Source organism: Mesorhizobium kowhaii, assembly GCF_042431665.1.
GTDB lineage: Bacteria > Pseudomonadota > Alphaproteobacteria > Rhizobiales > Rhizobiaceae > Mesorhizobium > Mesorhizobium kowhaii.
Genome location: NZ_JBHLYT010000006.1, coordinates 489043 through 503208, shown reverse-complemented (window position 1 = coordinate 503208; position 14166 = coordinate 489043). Strand labels below are relative to the sequence as shown.

13 protein-coding genes and 1 pseudogene are annotated in these 14166 nt (G+C 62.3%); 8 read left to right on the top strand and 6 right to left on the bottom strand.

Going from position 1 to position 14166, the window contains the following annotated elements:
* Nucleotides 1-93: 93 nt before the first annotated feature.
* From glpX to recJ, 3 genes are all read left to right on the top strand, one after another.
* Entirely contained in the window at nucleotides 94-1077 is a 984-nt protein-coding gene (glpX, locus tag ACFFNA_RS08315; protein ID WP_378917290.1) for a class II fructose-bisphosphatase, read from the top strand.
* 91 nt (nucleotides 1078-1168) lie between these two features.
* Nucleotides 1169-1393: a DUF6434 domain-containing protein gene (locus ACFFNA_RS08310; RefSeq protein ID WP_111546336.1), complete on the top strand. Its 225-nt coding sequence runs from the start codon at nucleotides 1169-1171 to the stop codon at nucleotides 1391-1393.
* Between the two features lie 190 nt (nucleotides 1394-1583).
* The gene (gene recJ, locus ACFFNA_RS08305; RefSeq protein ID WP_378917288.1) at nucleotides 1584-3368 is read left to right on the top strand and encodes a single-stranded-DNA-specific exonuclease RecJ; all 1785 of its coding nucleotides are present in this window, start codon (nucleotides 1584-1586) and stop codon (nucleotides 3366-3368) included.
* Between the two features lie 17 nt (nucleotides 3369-3385).
* Here the strand turns inward: recJ and ACFFNA_RS08300 are convergent, their stop codons facing one another.
* Nucleotides 3386-4357, bottom strand: coding sequence for a GlxA family transcriptional regulator (locus ACFFNA_RS08300; RefSeq protein WP_378917286.1), 972 nt, complete (start codon nucleotides 4355-4357; stop codon nucleotides 3386-3388).
* 158 nt (nucleotides 4358-4515) lie between these two features.
* On the opposite strand from ACFFNA_RS08300, the gene ACFFNA_RS08295 reads away from it, so the two are divergent.
* The gene (locus tag ACFFNA_RS08295; RefSeq protein ID WP_378917284.1) at nucleotides 4516-6009 is read left to right on the top strand and encodes an MFS transporter; all 1494 of its coding nucleotides are present in this window, start codon (nucleotides 4516-4518) and stop codon (nucleotides 6007-6009) included.
* Nucleotides 6010-6094: 85 nt separating this feature from the next.
* Here ACFFNA_RS08295 and ACFFNA_RS08290 read toward each other — a convergent pair whose 3' ends face one another.
* From ACFFNA_RS08290 to folE, 3 genes are all read right to left on the bottom strand, one after another.
* The gene (locus ACFFNA_RS08290) at nucleotides 6095-7066 is read right to left on the bottom strand and encodes a patatin family protein (protein ID WP_111546647.1); all 972 of its coding nucleotides are present in this window, start codon (nucleotides 7064-7066) and stop codon (nucleotides 6095-6097) included.
* Between the two features lie 84 nt (nucleotides 7067-7150).
* Entirely contained in the window at nucleotides 7151-7612 is a 462-nt protein-coding gene (hisI, locus tag ACFFNA_RS08285) for a phosphoribosyl-AMP cyclohydrolase (protein ID WP_378917340.1), read from the bottom strand.
* 90 nt (nucleotides 7613-7702) lie between these two features.
* A complete protein-coding gene (gene folE / locus ACFFNA_RS08280; RefSeq protein WP_111546339.1) occupies nucleotides 7703-8338 on the bottom strand; it encodes a GTP cyclohydrolase I FolE in 636 nt (211 codons plus the stop codon).
* Between the two features lie 240 nt (nucleotides 8339-8578).
* Between folE and ACFFNA_RS08275 the strand changes: the two genes are divergently transcribed.
* Nucleotides 8579-9025, top strand: a complete 447-nt coding sequence (locus tag ACFFNA_RS08275; RefSeq protein ID WP_378917282.1) for an iron-sulfur cluster assembly scaffold protein — start codon at nucleotides 8579-8581, stop codon at nucleotides 9023-9025.
* A 37-nt stretch (nucleotides 9026-9062) separates the two neighbouring features.
* Here the strand turns inward: ACFFNA_RS08275 and ACFFNA_RS08270 are convergent, their stop codons facing one another.
* Nucleotides 9063-9980, bottom strand: a complete 918-nt coding sequence (locus tag ACFFNA_RS08270) for a LysR substrate-binding domain-containing protein (protein ID WP_378917280.1) — start codon at nucleotides 9978-9980, stop codon at nucleotides 9063-9065.
* Nucleotides 9981-10372: 392 nt separating this feature from the next.
* Between ACFFNA_RS08270 and yidD the strand changes: the two genes are divergently transcribed.
* A complete protein-coding gene (gene yidD, locus ACFFNA_RS08265) occupies nucleotides 10373-10741 on the top strand; it encodes a membrane protein insertion efficiency factor YidD (RefSeq protein WP_111546650.1) in 369 nt (122 codons plus the stop codon).
* A 133-nt stretch (nucleotides 10742-10874) separates the two neighbouring features.
* Nucleotides 10875-11096: pseudogene (locus ACFFNA_RS08260) on the top strand (class D beta-lactamase); the annotation flags it as partial.
* On the opposite strand, the gene ACFFNA_RS08255 reads toward ACFFNA_RS08260, so the two are convergent.
* The gene (locus tag ACFFNA_RS08255; protein ID WP_378917278.1) at nucleotides 11071-12126 is read right to left on the bottom strand and encodes an SAM-dependent methyltransferase; all 1056 of its coding nucleotides are present in this window, start codon (nucleotides 12124-12126) and stop codon (nucleotides 11071-11073) included. The pseudogene ACFFNA_RS08260 and the gene ACFFNA_RS08255 overlap by 26 nt on opposite strands.
* Between ACFFNA_RS08255 and thrS the strand changes: the two genes are divergently transcribed.
* Entirely contained in the window at nucleotides 12125-14101 is a 1977-nt protein-coding gene (gene thrS, locus ACFFNA_RS08250) for a threonine--tRNA ligase (RefSeq protein WP_378917276.1), read from the top strand. The two genes, ACFFNA_RS08255 and thrS, sit on opposite strands and share 2 nt — an antisense overlap.
* Nucleotides 14102-14166 lie beyond the last annotated feature (65 nt).

Here is a 14166-nt window from a genome sequence, read left to right as displayed (position 1 = left end):
AAAACTCCCAGCAGGTCTTGCCGTTGTCATGCTCGTTTGACAAAAGAGACGCGCCTCCGGCGGGAGGCCGCATATCAACGAGGAAATTGCCAGATGAATGTGGCCCAGAACATTGTCGCCGGCCTTGACAGGATACTCACCATGGAGTTGGTGCGCGTCACCGAACGGGCCGCCGTCGCGGCCGCCAGATTGCGCGGGCGCGGCGACGAAAAGGCGGCCGACCAGGTCGCCGTCGATGCCATGCGGCAGGAGCTCAACCGGCTCGCCATCAAAGGCACGGTGGTGATCGGCGAGGGTGAGCGGGACGAGGCGCCGATGCTCTACATCGGTGAGGAAGTCGGCTCGGGTAAAGGCCCGGCGGTCGATATCGCGCTCGATCCGCTCGAAGGCACGACGATCTGCGCCAAGAACCTGCCCAATGCGCTGGCCGTCATCGCGATCGCCGAGAAGGGCAGCCTGCTGTTTGCGCCCGACGTCTACATGGACAAGATCGCCATCGGCCCGGGCTATGCCGACGGCGTCATCGACATCGATGCCTCACCGGCAGAGAACATCGCCAGCCTCGCCCGCGCCAAGGGCGTCGCGATATCGGACATCACCGCCTGTATCCTCGACAGGCCGCGCCACGGCAAGCTGATCGATGCCGTGCGCGCCACGGGCGCTGCGATCCGGCTGATCGGCGATGGCGATGTCGCCGGCGTCATCCACACCACCGATCCCGAGGAAACCGGCATCGACATCTATCTCGGCACTGGCGGCGCACCGGAGGGCGTGCTGGCCGCGGCCGCCTTGCGCTGTACCGGCGGCCAGATGCAGGGCCGGCTGATCCTCGACACGCCGGAAAAGGTCGCGCGAGCCGCCAAGATGGGTATTTCCGATCCGAAACGGGTCTATCGGACGGAAGACATGGCTCGCGGCGACGTGCTGTTCGCGGCCACCGGTGTCACCGACGGTAACATGCTGGCCGGCGTCAAGTTCGGCCGCAACACCATCACCACCCACACGATCGTGCTGCGCTCGTCGTCGCGGACGGTGCGCGAGATCAAGGCACGCCATCAGGACCTGGATAAGTTCTAGGTTCTGTTATTGGCACGGGTGCTTGCGGACCAGCATCGCAGTTGTTAGCCCTGTCGCTGCATCGGATGATGCTGGCCGCAAGGATTTGATGATGAAACCGTTCGACTGGCACGCGGATGCGATTTCGCGCGCCACCGCGATCACGAAGTCCTATCGCAACACCCAGAACGTGCGCCGCTTTTTCACTAGCGTATGCGGCGATGCGTTCAGGTTCGACCGGCCTTTCATGGCCTGGCTCAAGGACGGTGCGGGCAAGACGATGGGCGATGCGGCCGACGAATGGCTTCGGCGCCAGGCTGAAAAGCGGAAAGCGTAGTTTTCTTGAAATTTCCCGTGACGGCGCATCAACGCGAACCGCTTGGCTTTGCCTGCCTTTGGCCTAAAGCGCGTCGCGCTCACGCGACGCGCTTTAGGTTGTTGTTTGTGCATGTCGTTGTCCCAAAACCGCTGCACACTTTTTGGGCGACATGCATTATCCTGCGGCCAATTATGAGTTGGCAAACCGCATGACCGGTGAAAAGCGCCTCTTCCTCGACGTCAGGCAGTCGGCTACCGGGGTTTCCTGGGAGCACCGACTGACTGAGCGGCAGGACATGGTTGCGCTCGCCATCGCGCAAGGCCACGGCGTGCCCGACATCGTCGCGCGGGTACTTGCCGGTCGCGGCGTCACCGCCGAACAGACCGAGCGGTTTCTCGACCCGACGATCCGTGACCTTCTGCCGGACCCGGCATCGCTGACCGACATGGACAAGGCGGCGGCCCGCATTGCGGCTGCGGTGGTGGCCAGGGAAAAGGTGGCGATCTTCGGCGACTATGATGTCGACGGCGCCGCCTCGTCGGCCTTGTTGAAACGGTTCCTCACGCATTTCTCGGTGCCGTCGGAAATCTACATTCCGGATCGTATTTTCGAGGGCTATGGCCCCAATCCGGATGCCATGCGCGAACTTGTTTCGCGCGGCGCGACACTGATCGTCACCGTCGATTGCGGCACCAACAGCGCCGTTTCCATCGATGCCGCCAATGCGGCCGGCGCCGATGTCGTCGTGCTCGATCACCATCAGGTCGGCGGTGCTTTGCCGGCGGCAATTGCCGTCGTCAATCCCAACCGTGACGACGACCTTTCGGGGCAGGGCCATCTCTGTGCCGCCGGTGTGGTCTTCCTCGCTCTTGTGCAGACGGCCAAGATCCTGCGCGGCCGCTTGGCCGATGCCACGCCGCCGGACCTGCTTTCCCTGCTCGATCTCGTCGCACTTGCCACCGTCTGCGATGTGGTGCCGCTGACCGGCATCAACCGCGCCTTTGTGGTCAAAGGACTGCAGATGGCGCGCCAGCAGAAGAACGAAGGGCTGGCTGCACTCGCACGGGTGTCGCGCATCGGCGAACCGATCAGCACCTTCCATCTCGCCTATCTGATCGGCCCGCGCATCAATGCCGGCGGGCGCATCGGCGATGCCGCACTTGGCAGTCGCCTGCTTGCCACCGACGATCCGGTCGAGGCGCGCACCATTGCCGAGACGCTCGACCGGCTCAACCAGGAACGGCAGCTGATGGAGCAGGAGATGCTGGCGGCGGCGCGCGCCGAGGCGGATGCCGAGCTTGCCGGCGGCAACGGCCCGGCCATCGTCGTCACCGCCAGCAACAACTGGCACCCGGGCATTGTCGGCCTGCTCGCTTCACGGCTGAAGGATCACGCGCGCCGGCCGGCCTTCGCCATCGCCTTCAACGCCAATGGCATTGGCACCGGTTCGGGCCGCTCGGTGTCGGGGTTCGACCTTGGCCGTCTGGTGCGCGAAGCGGCCGATGCCGGGCTGATCGTCAAGGGCGGCGGCCATGGCATGGCGGCCGGCATCACCGTGGAACGGGCGAAGCTTGGCGAGCTCAGGGCGTTTTTCGAAGAGCGGGCGGCGGCCGACGTGTTCCGTCTGCAAGGCGAGGAAAGCCTGGCGATCGACGGTGCGCTTGCCGCCGAAGGCGCGACACTCAGCCTTCTCGACGCGCTGGAGAAAGCCGGCCCGTTTGGCGCCGGGCACGCAGCGCCGGTCTTCGTGCTGCCGCGTCATCGGTTGGCGGATGCGCGGCCGGTTGGCACCAACCACATCCGCGTCGACTTGCAGTCGGAAAGCGGCGGCCGCATCCAGGCGATCGCCTTTCGCGCGGTCGATACCGCACTTGGCGAATTCCTGTTCAAGAACCGGGGCAAGACAATCCATGTCGCCGGCTCGCTGTCGGGCAATCACTGGAACGGCAACCGCACGGTGCAATTTCGCATCACCGACGCGGCGCGTGCGTAAGGTTACAGTGGGGCGACCTAGGAGCGTATTTGCTTCCGAAATTCGCCCGGCGCCATTCCGGTCGTTTTGGAAAAAGTACGACTGAACGAAGCGACATCCTGGTAGCCCACTCGATAGCAGATTTCCGAAATGCTTAATTTCGTTCCCTCAAGCAGCGACCTTGCCAATTCAAGCCGCTTTTCCTGGATCCATTTTCCCGGGGTCGTCTTGAGCTCATTGGCAAACCTGCGGGACAGCGTTCGCGCAGACATGCCAAGTCCCGCCGCGAGAAAACTCAAATCGATTTCCCGCATCTTGTTTTCCGAAAGTCCACGCAGTTTGTATTCCAGCGGGTTGGTCTCTTTCGGCAATTCCTCGAGAGGGAATTCGTAGGGGCTCTGATATTTGCGCGAAGGCGGAAGAACCAGAAGCTTTCGAACAATCCGCTCCTCCTTCGAGAAGCCCAAATCGACCAGCAGGGCTTTGGCGAGTTCCAGTCCTGAAAATCCGCCTCCGCAGGTGTAAAGGCGACCGTCGCGAACAAGCATGCGCGATGAGTCCCATTGAACCTGGGGAAACCGGCTGCTGACGTGGGACTTCAGCCACCAGGATATCGTCGCGCGCTTGCCGTCCAACAGGCCCGTATCGGCGAGCAAATAACATGCCCCGCAATGTGCCGCGATGATGGCTTGCTGTTGTCGCGCGAGTGCAATCAGAGGTTTTGAATATTCACTCTCCTGGTCAAGCGAGCGCAGAAGCTCAGGAATCTCGGCGCCCGGCATCGCGATGAGAATCAGCACATCCATTTTTCGGGACGGTTGCGCCTTCGCAGGGAAGGAAATTCCGGCCGTCGAAATTGCAGGCGATGCCCTGGAAACGAACTCGCATGAAAGAACCTCTGCACCAGCGACGTCATTCACGAGTTGAAACATTTCGACCAGCGTCGAGACAACCGCCGAATAGAAGTCGGACGGCAGCCAGATCACAACATGGATGCACTTGGCAGCCATTCGCGGCACTCCCGGTATCGTTATCGCCGATGGCAAGTTTAGCACAATCTTTGTCAAAAATGCCAATTCCGAAATAGGTGCTGCGCCTCCAGGGTGGCCGTATGCGCGCCTGGCTGCCGAAGAGCAGGCTGCGGAATCCATAGCTGGGAAAGAGACCAATGCAGAAATCGCCAAATCAAACCGATACGGACGCGTTGAGTACGCTGGACGCAACCGGCGTCACGCGACCGCCACGCTGGTCCGGGCTCAGGCTCGCGCTGCTGGCATTCGCACAGTTCATAATCGCGATCGACTACAACATCGTCTATGTCGCCCTGCCGGATATCGGCCGTGATGTCGGCTTTACGCCGCAGTCGCTGCAATGGGTAGTAAGCGCTTACGCTGTGGCTTTTGGCGGTTTTCTGTTGCTCGGCGGTCGGGCGGCTGACCGGCGCGGCCCGCGGCGTATGTTCATGCTGGCGCTCGTGCTCTACGGCGTCTCGTCCTTTGCAGGCGGATTTGCGCCTGACGCTCTCACGCTGGTGATTGCTCGGGCAGTCCAGGGTTTAGGCGGGGCGCTTCTATTTCCTGCAACACTAGCGCTGATCAACACAAGCTTCGCGGAAGGTGCCGAACGCAATCGGGCGCTGGCGGTCTGGGGTGCCACCGGGAGTGGCGGCCTAGCCGCTGGTGCCATCATCGGAGGCGTCCTGACCAATGGCTGGGGCTGGCAAGCAGTCTTCTTCTTCACCGTTCCACTGGCTTTGGGCGCTGCTCTTATCGCAGCGCCGGCTCTGCTGGCACCCGATCCAGCAGGTAAGGGCCAGAGGCGAAGTTTTGATCTACCGGGTGCGCTGGTTGTCACGACCGCCGTCACACTGCTGGTGTTCGGCCTGGCTAGCGGGCCCGAGGTGGGCTGGAATGCTGTTCGCAGCTCCGGATCGCTTGTGATTGGCGTGCTGCTGCTTTGTGCTTTCATTCTCATCGAGAGACGCGTGCGCGATCCGCTGGCGCCACTGCGGCTGTTTGCCAATCGCAGCCTCGTCACGGCCATGGCGGTGAGCTTCTTTCACCACATGGCGCTGAGTTCCGGTTACTACCTTCTCACCACCTATTTTCAGAACCTGCTCGGCTACAACGCACTCACCGCCGGCTTGGCATTCGTCCCGCTCGGTGTGCTGGCGATGATCGGTGGCGGGAAGGGCGCTGCGCTGCTGCTCAACAAGTGGGGGACTCGTGCCACGATGTTCGCCGGCATGTTCATTTACGGGATCGGGCTGGTGGCGATCTCTCTTGCCCTGTCGCCAGGCGGTTCGTATTGGGCCGTGCTGCCCGGAATCCTCATTTATGGTTTCGGTGGCGGCATCGCCTTTACGACGCTGTTCGTAGCCGCCGCTTCCGGAGTTGCTCCCAACGAACAGGGGGTTGCGTCAGCGCTAGGGTCGACCTCCCTGCAGATCGGCGCGGCATTGGGTCTGGCCGCCAGTCTTGTCGTGGCCAATGTCGGTCTGGGTGGCGGGCCCGCTACCGCGTCGGATGTCGTCGACGGATTGCGTATGGCAGGATTGTTCGCCGCCGCCGCGGTTTTCTTTGGCGCGGTGCTGGCTCTGGCACTTAAGCAGAATCCGGCGATACCTCAGGATGCTGCCGCTTCTGCCGAAGCTGCCCGCTGATTCCCCTCAGTCACCGCTGCTTGAAGCGCGTCGCGTTTAGTCGACGCGCTTCAAGTGTTTGTTTCCATGCGTTGGGAGACATGCATCAGGCGAGAACGGACTGCAGCCGGGTCAGCTCGCCGATCTGCGCCATCGTCGCCTGATAGCCGATGTTGATCGCCTCGTCGGCGCGGTGGAATTCGGTCAGGCCGATATGGCTGAGCTTCGGCTGCAGCGACATGTCGGGCGGATCGCCGGCAAGCCTGGCGCGTGAAATGCGATCCTGGATGATGTTGAAGGCCTCGACCATGACGCCGGTGATGCCGAGCCGCGTCTGATGCGACTGGCGCCCGGCGTCGATCTGGCCGGGCCGCGGCGCATCCTTTTCGACGACCAGTTCGCCGGCGCTGTGCTTGATGACGGCGGCGCGGCCGAACAGGTCGTAGTGAAGATTGACCGCCACCACGAGCGGCTGTTCATAGGCGCGGCAGACTGAGACCGGAACCGGGTTGACCAGCGCACCGTCGACCAGCACACGGCCGTTGCAATTCACCGGCTCGAACACGCCGGGCAGCGCATAGGAGGCGCGCATGGCGGTGATCAATGACCCGCTCGATAGCCAGATTTCGTGGCCAGTGCGGATTTCGGAGGTGACTGCGACGAACGGCTTGGCCAGATCCTCGAAACGAATACCAGTCATGTGCTCGCGCAGCCGGGCGTCGAGCTTCATGCCGCCGAACAGGCCGCTGCCGCGCAGGTTGAGATCGAGCAGGCCAAAAATGCGTCGCTTGGTCAGGCTGCGGGCGAATTCTTCCAGTTCGTCCAGTTTGCCTGAGAGGTAGCAGCCGCCGACCAGCGCGCCGATCGAGGTGCCGGCGATCATCGATACTTCGATGCCGGCTTCATCGAGCGCGCGCAGCACGCCGATATGCGCCCAGCCTCTGGCGCAACCGCCGCCTAAGGCAAGCGAAATACCGGTTTTCTTAGGCAGGTCTGTTTCCGATGCGCCGCCTGACGAGGACAGGCCATTGGCCTCCCTGACATCCGGTCTGTTACGCAATGACGCCCACTCGAGCATCATGATCTCCCTTGTCCCAAGGCTAATATACAGGCGGGCCGTATCGAAATGGTGAATCTATGTGACTTGTGTCGGGTGGAAGGTTCAAGCTGATGGTTTCCGATATGTGTTTTCCGCATCGAACAGCGGCTTGCTGCCGTCATCGGCAAGCGTCCCCTTGCCGTCGACCAGGCCCACCGTCCGATAAAAGCATGAACGTCGGCCCGTGTGACAGGTTGCGTCGTGGCCCAACACTTTGACGCGCAGCCACAATGCATCCTGATCGCAATCGGTGCGCATCTCGACGACATGCTGGAAATTGCCCGAGGTTTCGCCCTTTTTCCACAGCGCGTTGCGCGAGCGCGACCAGTAGTGGGCGATGCCTGTCTCCAGCGTCAGCGCCAGCGCTTGCGCATTCATGTGCGCAACCATCAGCAGCATGCCGTCTTCGGCATCGGTGACGACGACCGTGACGAGGCCGGCTGCGTCGAAGCGAGGTGAAAACACCGCGCCTTCCTCGAGCGCTTTCTTGTCTGACGGAGCTTTGGGAAATTCCAGTGCCGACATCGCCGGTCTATTTTCCTGTTTGACCATGATCTTATCCGAAAACCGGTCTCCACTTTTCGGGATCATGGTCTGGCGATGTCGGTGACGGGCTTACGCCCCGCCGCCGCGCACCATGGTGACGAAACGAACCTGCTCTTCGGGCGTGTCCTTGAAGACGCCGGTGAAGGTCGAGGTGAGGGTGGTTGAGCCCTGCTTGCGGATGCCGCGCATGGCCATGCACATGTGCTCGGCCTCGATCATGACGGCGACGCCGCGCGGATTGAGCACATCCTGGATGACGCCGGCGATCTGCGCCGTCAGCGCCTCCTGGGTCTGCAGGCGGTGGGCAAAGATATCGACTACGCGCGCGATCTTGGACAGGCCGACGACCTTACCGTCCGGCAGGTAGCCGACATGCGCCTTGCCGATGATCGGCACCATATGGTGTTCGCAATGCGAGTGGAACTGGATGTCCTTGACGATGACCAGGTCGTCATAGCCGGCGACCTCCTCGAAGGTGCGGCCCAGCTCTTCGGCCGGGCACATGTCATAGCCGCCGAACATTTCGCGAAAGGCCTTGGCCACCCGCATCGGCGTGTCGACCAGCCCTTCGCGGTCCGGATTGTCGCCGGTCCAGCGCAAAAGCGTGCGCACGGCGGCCTCGACTTCGGCTTCGCTCGGCCGGTCGGTAACCGGCTTCTCCATATAGGCTGACTGGGGCATGAGTTTCTTGATGACGGCATCCATAAAAGGCGTCTCCCGTAGTTCCTCTCGACGGAGGAACGAGTTGAACGGACCACGACCTTTCGGTGTCGGAAACTCGCCTCGTTTCCAGCCCCGCAAGTGGCGTGAACTTCCCGGCAAGGACACTGGCTTTCGTTGTCTTGTCGATACCGGACTGCCAGCATTATATATGGTCATGACGAGCGAAAGGAAGACACGACAGCGGCAATCGCTGTTCGCTTGGCGGCGACAGATTGGAAAATAATGATCAACGACGTCTACAATGCGAAAATTCTCGGTTTTGCCGGAAACATCGCCCGCATCGGCCACCTCGACCATCCTGACGCGACCGCAAAGGCGCATTCCAAGCTGTGCGGCTCGACCGTCACCGTCGACCTCAAGATGGAGGACGGCGTGGTCACCGACTTCGCCCATGACGTGAAGGCCTGTGCGCTCGGCCAGGCGTCATCCTCGATCATGGCGCAGCATGTCGTCGGCGCGAGTGCCGCGGAATTACGCGCGGTACGCGACACCATGCTGAAGATGCTGAAGGAAAATGGCGCCCCGCCCGACGGCCGCTTCGCAGACCTGAAATATCTGGAACCGGTGCGCGACTACAAGGCGCGCCATGCCTCGACCATGCTGACTTTCGACGCCGTGGTCGACGCGATCGGCCAGATCGAGAAGAAGCGCGCCGAACAAGCGGCCTGAAGGCAAAGTAGCGAGAGTGCCGCCTAGGAAGCCCGCCTTAAGCCTGCGCTTCCAGCGCCCGTCTGCTTTCGGCAAATTCGCTTCTTAGCCAGTCGGCGAAGGCCGCGGCTGGCTCCGAGAGATCGCGCAAGCTCCTGGCCACCAGCCAATAGGCGCCGGATGCGACGTCGATGTCGAACGGCTTGATCAGCGCGCCGGATGCGATTTCCCCGCCGATCTGCAAGAGATCGCCCAGTGCCACGCCATGTCCGAGCAGGGCGGCCTGCTTTGAAAGCGACGCATCCGCCAGCATGGGACCGCGCGCGGGCACGGCATCGGCGGGCACGCCGGCCGCTTCGAACCAGCGCGCCCAACCCTGACGGTTTTCCTCGTGCAAAAGCGTGTAGCGACCAAGATCAATCGGTCTCTCGAGGGCAGGACCCGCGGCGAGCAGTGCCGGCGACAGCACCGGCGAATCGACTGTCGAGGCAAGTCGCTCGGCCTGGCTGCGCGGCCACGAGGTGGCATGCGCGCTGAAGCGCAGGGCAAGCTCGGGCTGATCGCTGCGGAACTCGATCGGCCTCGGATCGACTTCGAGGGAGACGTCGATATCGGGCCGCAATTCGCGAAACCGATTGAGCCGGGGTACCAACCACACGGATGCCAGCGATGGCTCGACACTGACGCGAACCACGAACTGCGCCGGCGTCGCCACCAGTTCCCCAAGCAAGGTGTCGATGGCGTCGAAACTCTTGACGAGCTGGTCCAGCAGACGCCGGCCGGTGTCGGTCAGCTCGACGCGGCGATGGTGACGTTCGAACAAGGGCCGGCGCAGGAAGATTTCGAGCTCACGGATCTGCCGGCTGATCGCTGCCTGCGAGACGAAAAGCTCCTCGGCGGCCTTGCTGAAGCTCAGATGCCGGCCCGCCGCCTCGAAGCTCCTCAATGCCGTCAGCGGCAGGCGTCCGCGCTTCATTTCGCATAACCCAAGATTATCCGAAGTGGAAATTATACTCGTTTGAAGGCGAAGGCCAGCGGCGGTCTAATCCATGTCAAAGGAGACACGGCCATGATCCAGATCCTGAACATCCTTGGCGATGTCATGCGGATCGCAACGTTCCAATGGCGAGACGACAGAGGGCATGCAAGGCGCCGCGAAGGGCCAGTGAGTCCTGGCCGCTGGGCGCCTTCCGTTGACAGGCAGCCGTTTCGCCGCTCCCGACCCTGATGGCATGGCGAGCGGGTAGAAGGGATTGCTTTCTCCAACCGGAGCCCACATCTATCGCCTGGGAAACGCGAATGTATCGAGCATGATCCCGAAAACCGGTTCCCACTTCTTGGGATCATGCTCTGGAGCGGAGACTTGTGGTGGGCCACCAGCATGGGCGCATTGCCGGACCGCCGAAGCGCGGCCGCAACTGGCCGGGCCCGTGGCGCAAGACGCCGGGCCGGGTCCTGGGTACTTCGTTCGTCAGGCTCTATCAGCTGACGCTGTCGGGCTTTGTCGGCAATTCCTGCCGGCATCTGCCGACCTGTTCCGAATATGCGCATGAGGCGATCGCCCGTCACGGCCTGTGGGCCGGCGGCTGGATGGGATTTTTCCGGGTGCTGCGCTGCGGGCCGTTCGGAACGCATGGCATTGACCGCGTGCCGGAGGTGCTGGCGGATCGTTATGTCTGGTTCGCGCCGTGGCGGTACTGGCGGATCGGCGGCAAGCGCGGCGAAGCGCAAAGCTGACCGGCCTGCCAAGCTTGTCGTTTACGATCTGGTAGGGTTAACGCCAGCCTGCACAAAGACTACGCATTTGAGACAAAATCGAGACAAGAGACCTCGCTAAGCCGCTCGCGAACCCCTCTGGAGCGAGCATCAAATGCGTAATTTCGACCGTCTTCCCTTCATCTTTGCCGGGATCCTGTTCCTGCTCGCCTGGCTGCTGGGATTTCCGCTGCGCGCGCAATCAGCGCCGCTTGGGGATGTGCAGGGCACGCTGATCCTCGACGCCGCGAGCTGCAAGACGCTTTACCAGGATGGAGTGTGCGACCAGAGGTTCAGCCCGGCTTCGACGTTCAAGGTGCCGCTGTCGCCGATCGGCGCGCACGGATGAGGTGGCCACCGGCGTTGGTCGTCTCTCCCTTCGGTGTCCCGGAAAGGCGGGCGGCGATATCGCCGCTCTCAAGATCTTCGATCTCATCGAATCCGAGGTCGCGGAGCGATTTCGCCAGTTCGCCAGGGATGAAGAAGCTGATCCATGGCTCGCCGACTGCTGCGACGCGCGCCGCGTGGAAAGCCAAAGCGGCTTGTCCCGCCGCGTCGCGATTCTCAGACGGTTCGCTGTAGTCGAATACGACTTCCGAACCGAGGGTGCCGGCGATGTAGGAGAGTGTGGTGAAGATCGCGTCTTTCGTGAGGTAAGGCACGACCCCCAGCCACATGAAGAAGCTCGGCTCGGTCGATTTCAAACCGGCCGATGCCAGTTCCTCGGGCAGACGCTGCCGCTCGAAATTGACCGGCACGAATGTGGTGGCCGGCGGTTCGGCAAGACCGGCATCGGCGATAGATTTGCGTTTCCAGGCTTGGGTTGCCGGGTGATCGACTTCGAACACTGCGAGGCCTGGGTATGGATTGCGCAGCGAAAACGTGTCGAGGCCGGCGCCAAGCACGACGAGCTGGCGGACGCCACGACGCACCGCTGCTGCCAGCCAATCCTCGGCAAAGCGGGCGCGCGCCGCCACGAACAGGCGCATACGCCGGCTGCGGTTGTCCTCTTGCGCAAGCTGTTGCTCGGCGGGAGTACTTTCACCCAGAATCGCGATCGCGTAAGGGTCGCGAAACAGCGCCGCCTCAGGTGAAATCTGATGGAGAGCTCTCAGGCGCGCGACGCCCAGGGCGGTTTTGCTTGGGGATGCGTCTTCCATGTCGATGATTCCAAAGCCATGCCGGCGATATTCGCAAGCCTTGACAACGGCCTGCGACATCTCTGCCGACATTTCCTGACGGCCAGGCCAATCAGTGCTCTTTACCTGGCGCGGCGCTGCCTCTAAAACCCGCCCGCTGCCGGACGCATCCGGCTTTACCCGACGACCACCCGCGCTCGTTTGCGGGACTGGATAGGAGATACCCATGTTGAATGCCGTTTCCCTGACATTTCCCGATGGCTCCGTCCGCGACTATGATGCGGCGATGACCGGTGCCGGCCTGGCCGAATCGATCTCGAAGTCGCTGGCCAAGAAGGCGGTCGCCTACAGCATCGACGGCGTCGTGCGCGACCTCGGTGATCCACTCGGCAAGTCCGGCAAGGTCGAGATCGTCACCCGCGAAGACCCGCGCGCCCTGGAACTCATCCGTCACGATGCCGCACACGTGCTGGCGGAAGCCGTGCAGGAACTGTGGCCGGGAACGCAGGTGACCATCGGGCCGGTGATCGAGAACGGCTTCTATTATGACTTCGCCCGCAACGAGCCGTTCACACCAGACGATTTCCCGGTGATCGAGAAGAAGATGCGCGAGATCATCGCGCGCAACAAGCCGTTCAGCAAGGAAGTCTGGTCGCGCGACAAGGCGAAAAGAGTGTTTGCCGACAAGGGCGAGCGCTACAAGCTGGAACTGATCGACGCCATTCCCGAGGATCAGGACCTCAAGATCTATGCGCAGGGCGACTGGTTCGACCTCTGCCGTGGCCCGCACATGACCTCGACCGGGCAGATCGGCAATGCCTTCAAGCTGATGAAGGTGGCCGGCGCCTATTGGCGCGGCGACAGCAACAATCCGATGCTGACGCGCATCTATGGCACCGCCTGGGCCGACCAGGCGCAGCTTGAAGCCTACCAGACGATGCTGGAGGAGGCGGAGAAGCGCGACCACCGGAAACTCGGCCGCGAGATGGACCTGTTCCATTTCCAGGAAGAAGGACCGGGCGTCGTCTTCTGGCACGCCAAGGGCTGGAAGATGTTCCAGAACCTGGTCAACTACATGCGCCGCCGGCTCGACGAGCAGGGCTATCAGGAGGTCAACGCGCCACAGGTGCTCGACAAGAGCCTGTGGGAGACCTCAGGCCATTGGGGTTGGTACCGCGACGCCATGTTCAAGGTGACGGTCGCCGGCGACGATACCGACGATGATCGTGTGTTTGCGCTGAAGCCGATGAACTGTCCGGGCCATGTGCAGATTTTCAAGCATGGGTTGAAGTCTTATCGCGATCTTCCCGTAAAGCTTGCGGAATTCGGCAATGTGCATCGCTACGAACCATCGGGCGCGCTGCATGGGCTGATGCGCGTGCGCGGCTTCACGCAGGATGATGCGCATATCTTCTGCACCGAGGAGCAACTGGCGTCGGAGTGCCTGCGCATCAACGATTTGATCCTGTCGACCTATGCCGATTTCGGCTTCGACGAGATCAGCGTCAAGCTATCGACGCGGCCGGACAAGCGCGTCGGCACCGACGAGGCGTGGGACCATGCCGAGGCGATCATGGGCAGCGTGCTGGAGACGATCAGGACGCGGTCCGGCAATCGCATCAAAACCTCGATCAATCCGGGCGAGGGCGCCTTCTACGGGCCGAAATTCGAGTATGTGCTGAAGGATGCCATCGGCCGCGAGTGGCAGTGCGGCACGACGCAGGTCGACTTCAACCTGCCGGAACGGTTTGGCGCCTTCTACATCGGCTCGGATTCCGAGAAGAAGCAACCCGTCATGGTGCATCGCGCCATCTGCGGTTCGATGGAGCGTTTTCTCGGCATCCTGGTCGAGAACTATTCCGGTCATTTCCCGCTGTGGTTCGCGCCGCTGCAGGTGGTGGTGGCGACGATCACGTCGGACGCCGACGCGTATGCGACCGAGGTGGTGGCAAAACTCAAGGCCGCCGGACTGTTGGCGGAAGCGGATCTGCGCAACGAGAAAATCAATTACAAGGTCCGCGAGCACTCGCTGGCCAAGGTTCCGGTCATCCTCGTCTGCGGCAAGCGCGAGGCGGAAGAGCAGACGGTCAACATGCGCCGGCTGGGCTCGCGCGACCAGGAATCGCTCGGCCTTGCCCAGGCGATCGCGCAATTGACCGAAGAAGCGGTCACGCCCGACCGCAAGCGCAAACGCGCTGCCTGATCTGCATGGTCCCGACGACATGGCGGTGGAGCGATCCACCGCCATTTTCATATCCCTGTCACGCC

What these genes read in the sequence shown, in the direction of transcription:
- glpX (WP_378917290.1), top strand. Translation starts at nt 94, where the DNA reads ATGAATGTGGCCCAGAACATTGTCGCCGGCCTTGACAGGATACTCACC.
- ACFFNA_RS08310 (WP_111546336.1), top strand. Translation starts at nt 1,169, where the DNA reads ATGAAACCGTTCGACTGGCACGCGGATGCGATTTCGCGCGCCACCGCG.
- recJ (WP_378917288.1), top strand. Translation starts at nt 1,584, where the DNA reads ATGACCGGTGAAAAGCGCCTCTTCCTCGACGTCAGGCAGTCGGCTACC.
- ACFFNA_RS08300 (WP_378917286.1), bottom strand. Translation starts at nt 4,357, where the DNA reads ATGGCTGCCAAGTGCATCCATGTTGTGATCTGGCTGCCGTCCGACTTC.
- ACFFNA_RS08295 (WP_378917284.1), top strand. Translation starts at nt 4,516, where the DNA reads ATGCAGAAATCGCCAAATCAAACCGATACGGACGCGTTGAGTACGCTG.
- ACFFNA_RS08290 (WP_111546647.1), bottom strand. Translation starts at nt 7,066, where the DNA reads ATGCTCGAGTGGGCGTCATTGCGTAACAGACCGGATGTCAGGGAGGCC.
- hisI (WP_378917340.1), bottom strand. Translation starts at nt 7,612, where the DNA reads ATGTCGGCACTGGAATTTCCCAAAGCTCCGTCAGACAAGAAAGCGCTC.
- folE (WP_111546339.1), bottom strand. Translation starts at nt 8,338, where the DNA reads ATGGATGCCGTCATCAAGAAACTCATGCCCCAGTCAGCCTATATGGAG.
- ACFFNA_RS08275 (WP_378917282.1), top strand. Translation starts at nt 8,579, where the DNA reads ATGATCAACGACGTCTACAATGCGAAAATTCTCGGTTTTGCCGGAAAC.
- ACFFNA_RS08270 (WP_378917280.1), bottom strand. Translation starts at nt 9,980, where the DNA reads ATGAAGCGCGGACGCCTGCCGCTGACGGCATTGAGGAGCTTCGAGGCG.
- thrS (WP_378917276.1), top strand. Translation starts at nt 12,125, where the DNA reads ATGTTGAATGCCGTTTCCCTGACATTTCCCGATGGCTCCGTCCGCGAC.
- ACFFNA_RS08255 (WP_378917278.1), bottom strand. Translation starts at nt 12,126, where the DNA reads ATGGGTATCTCCTATCCAGTCCCGCAAACGAGCGCGGGTGGTCGTCGG.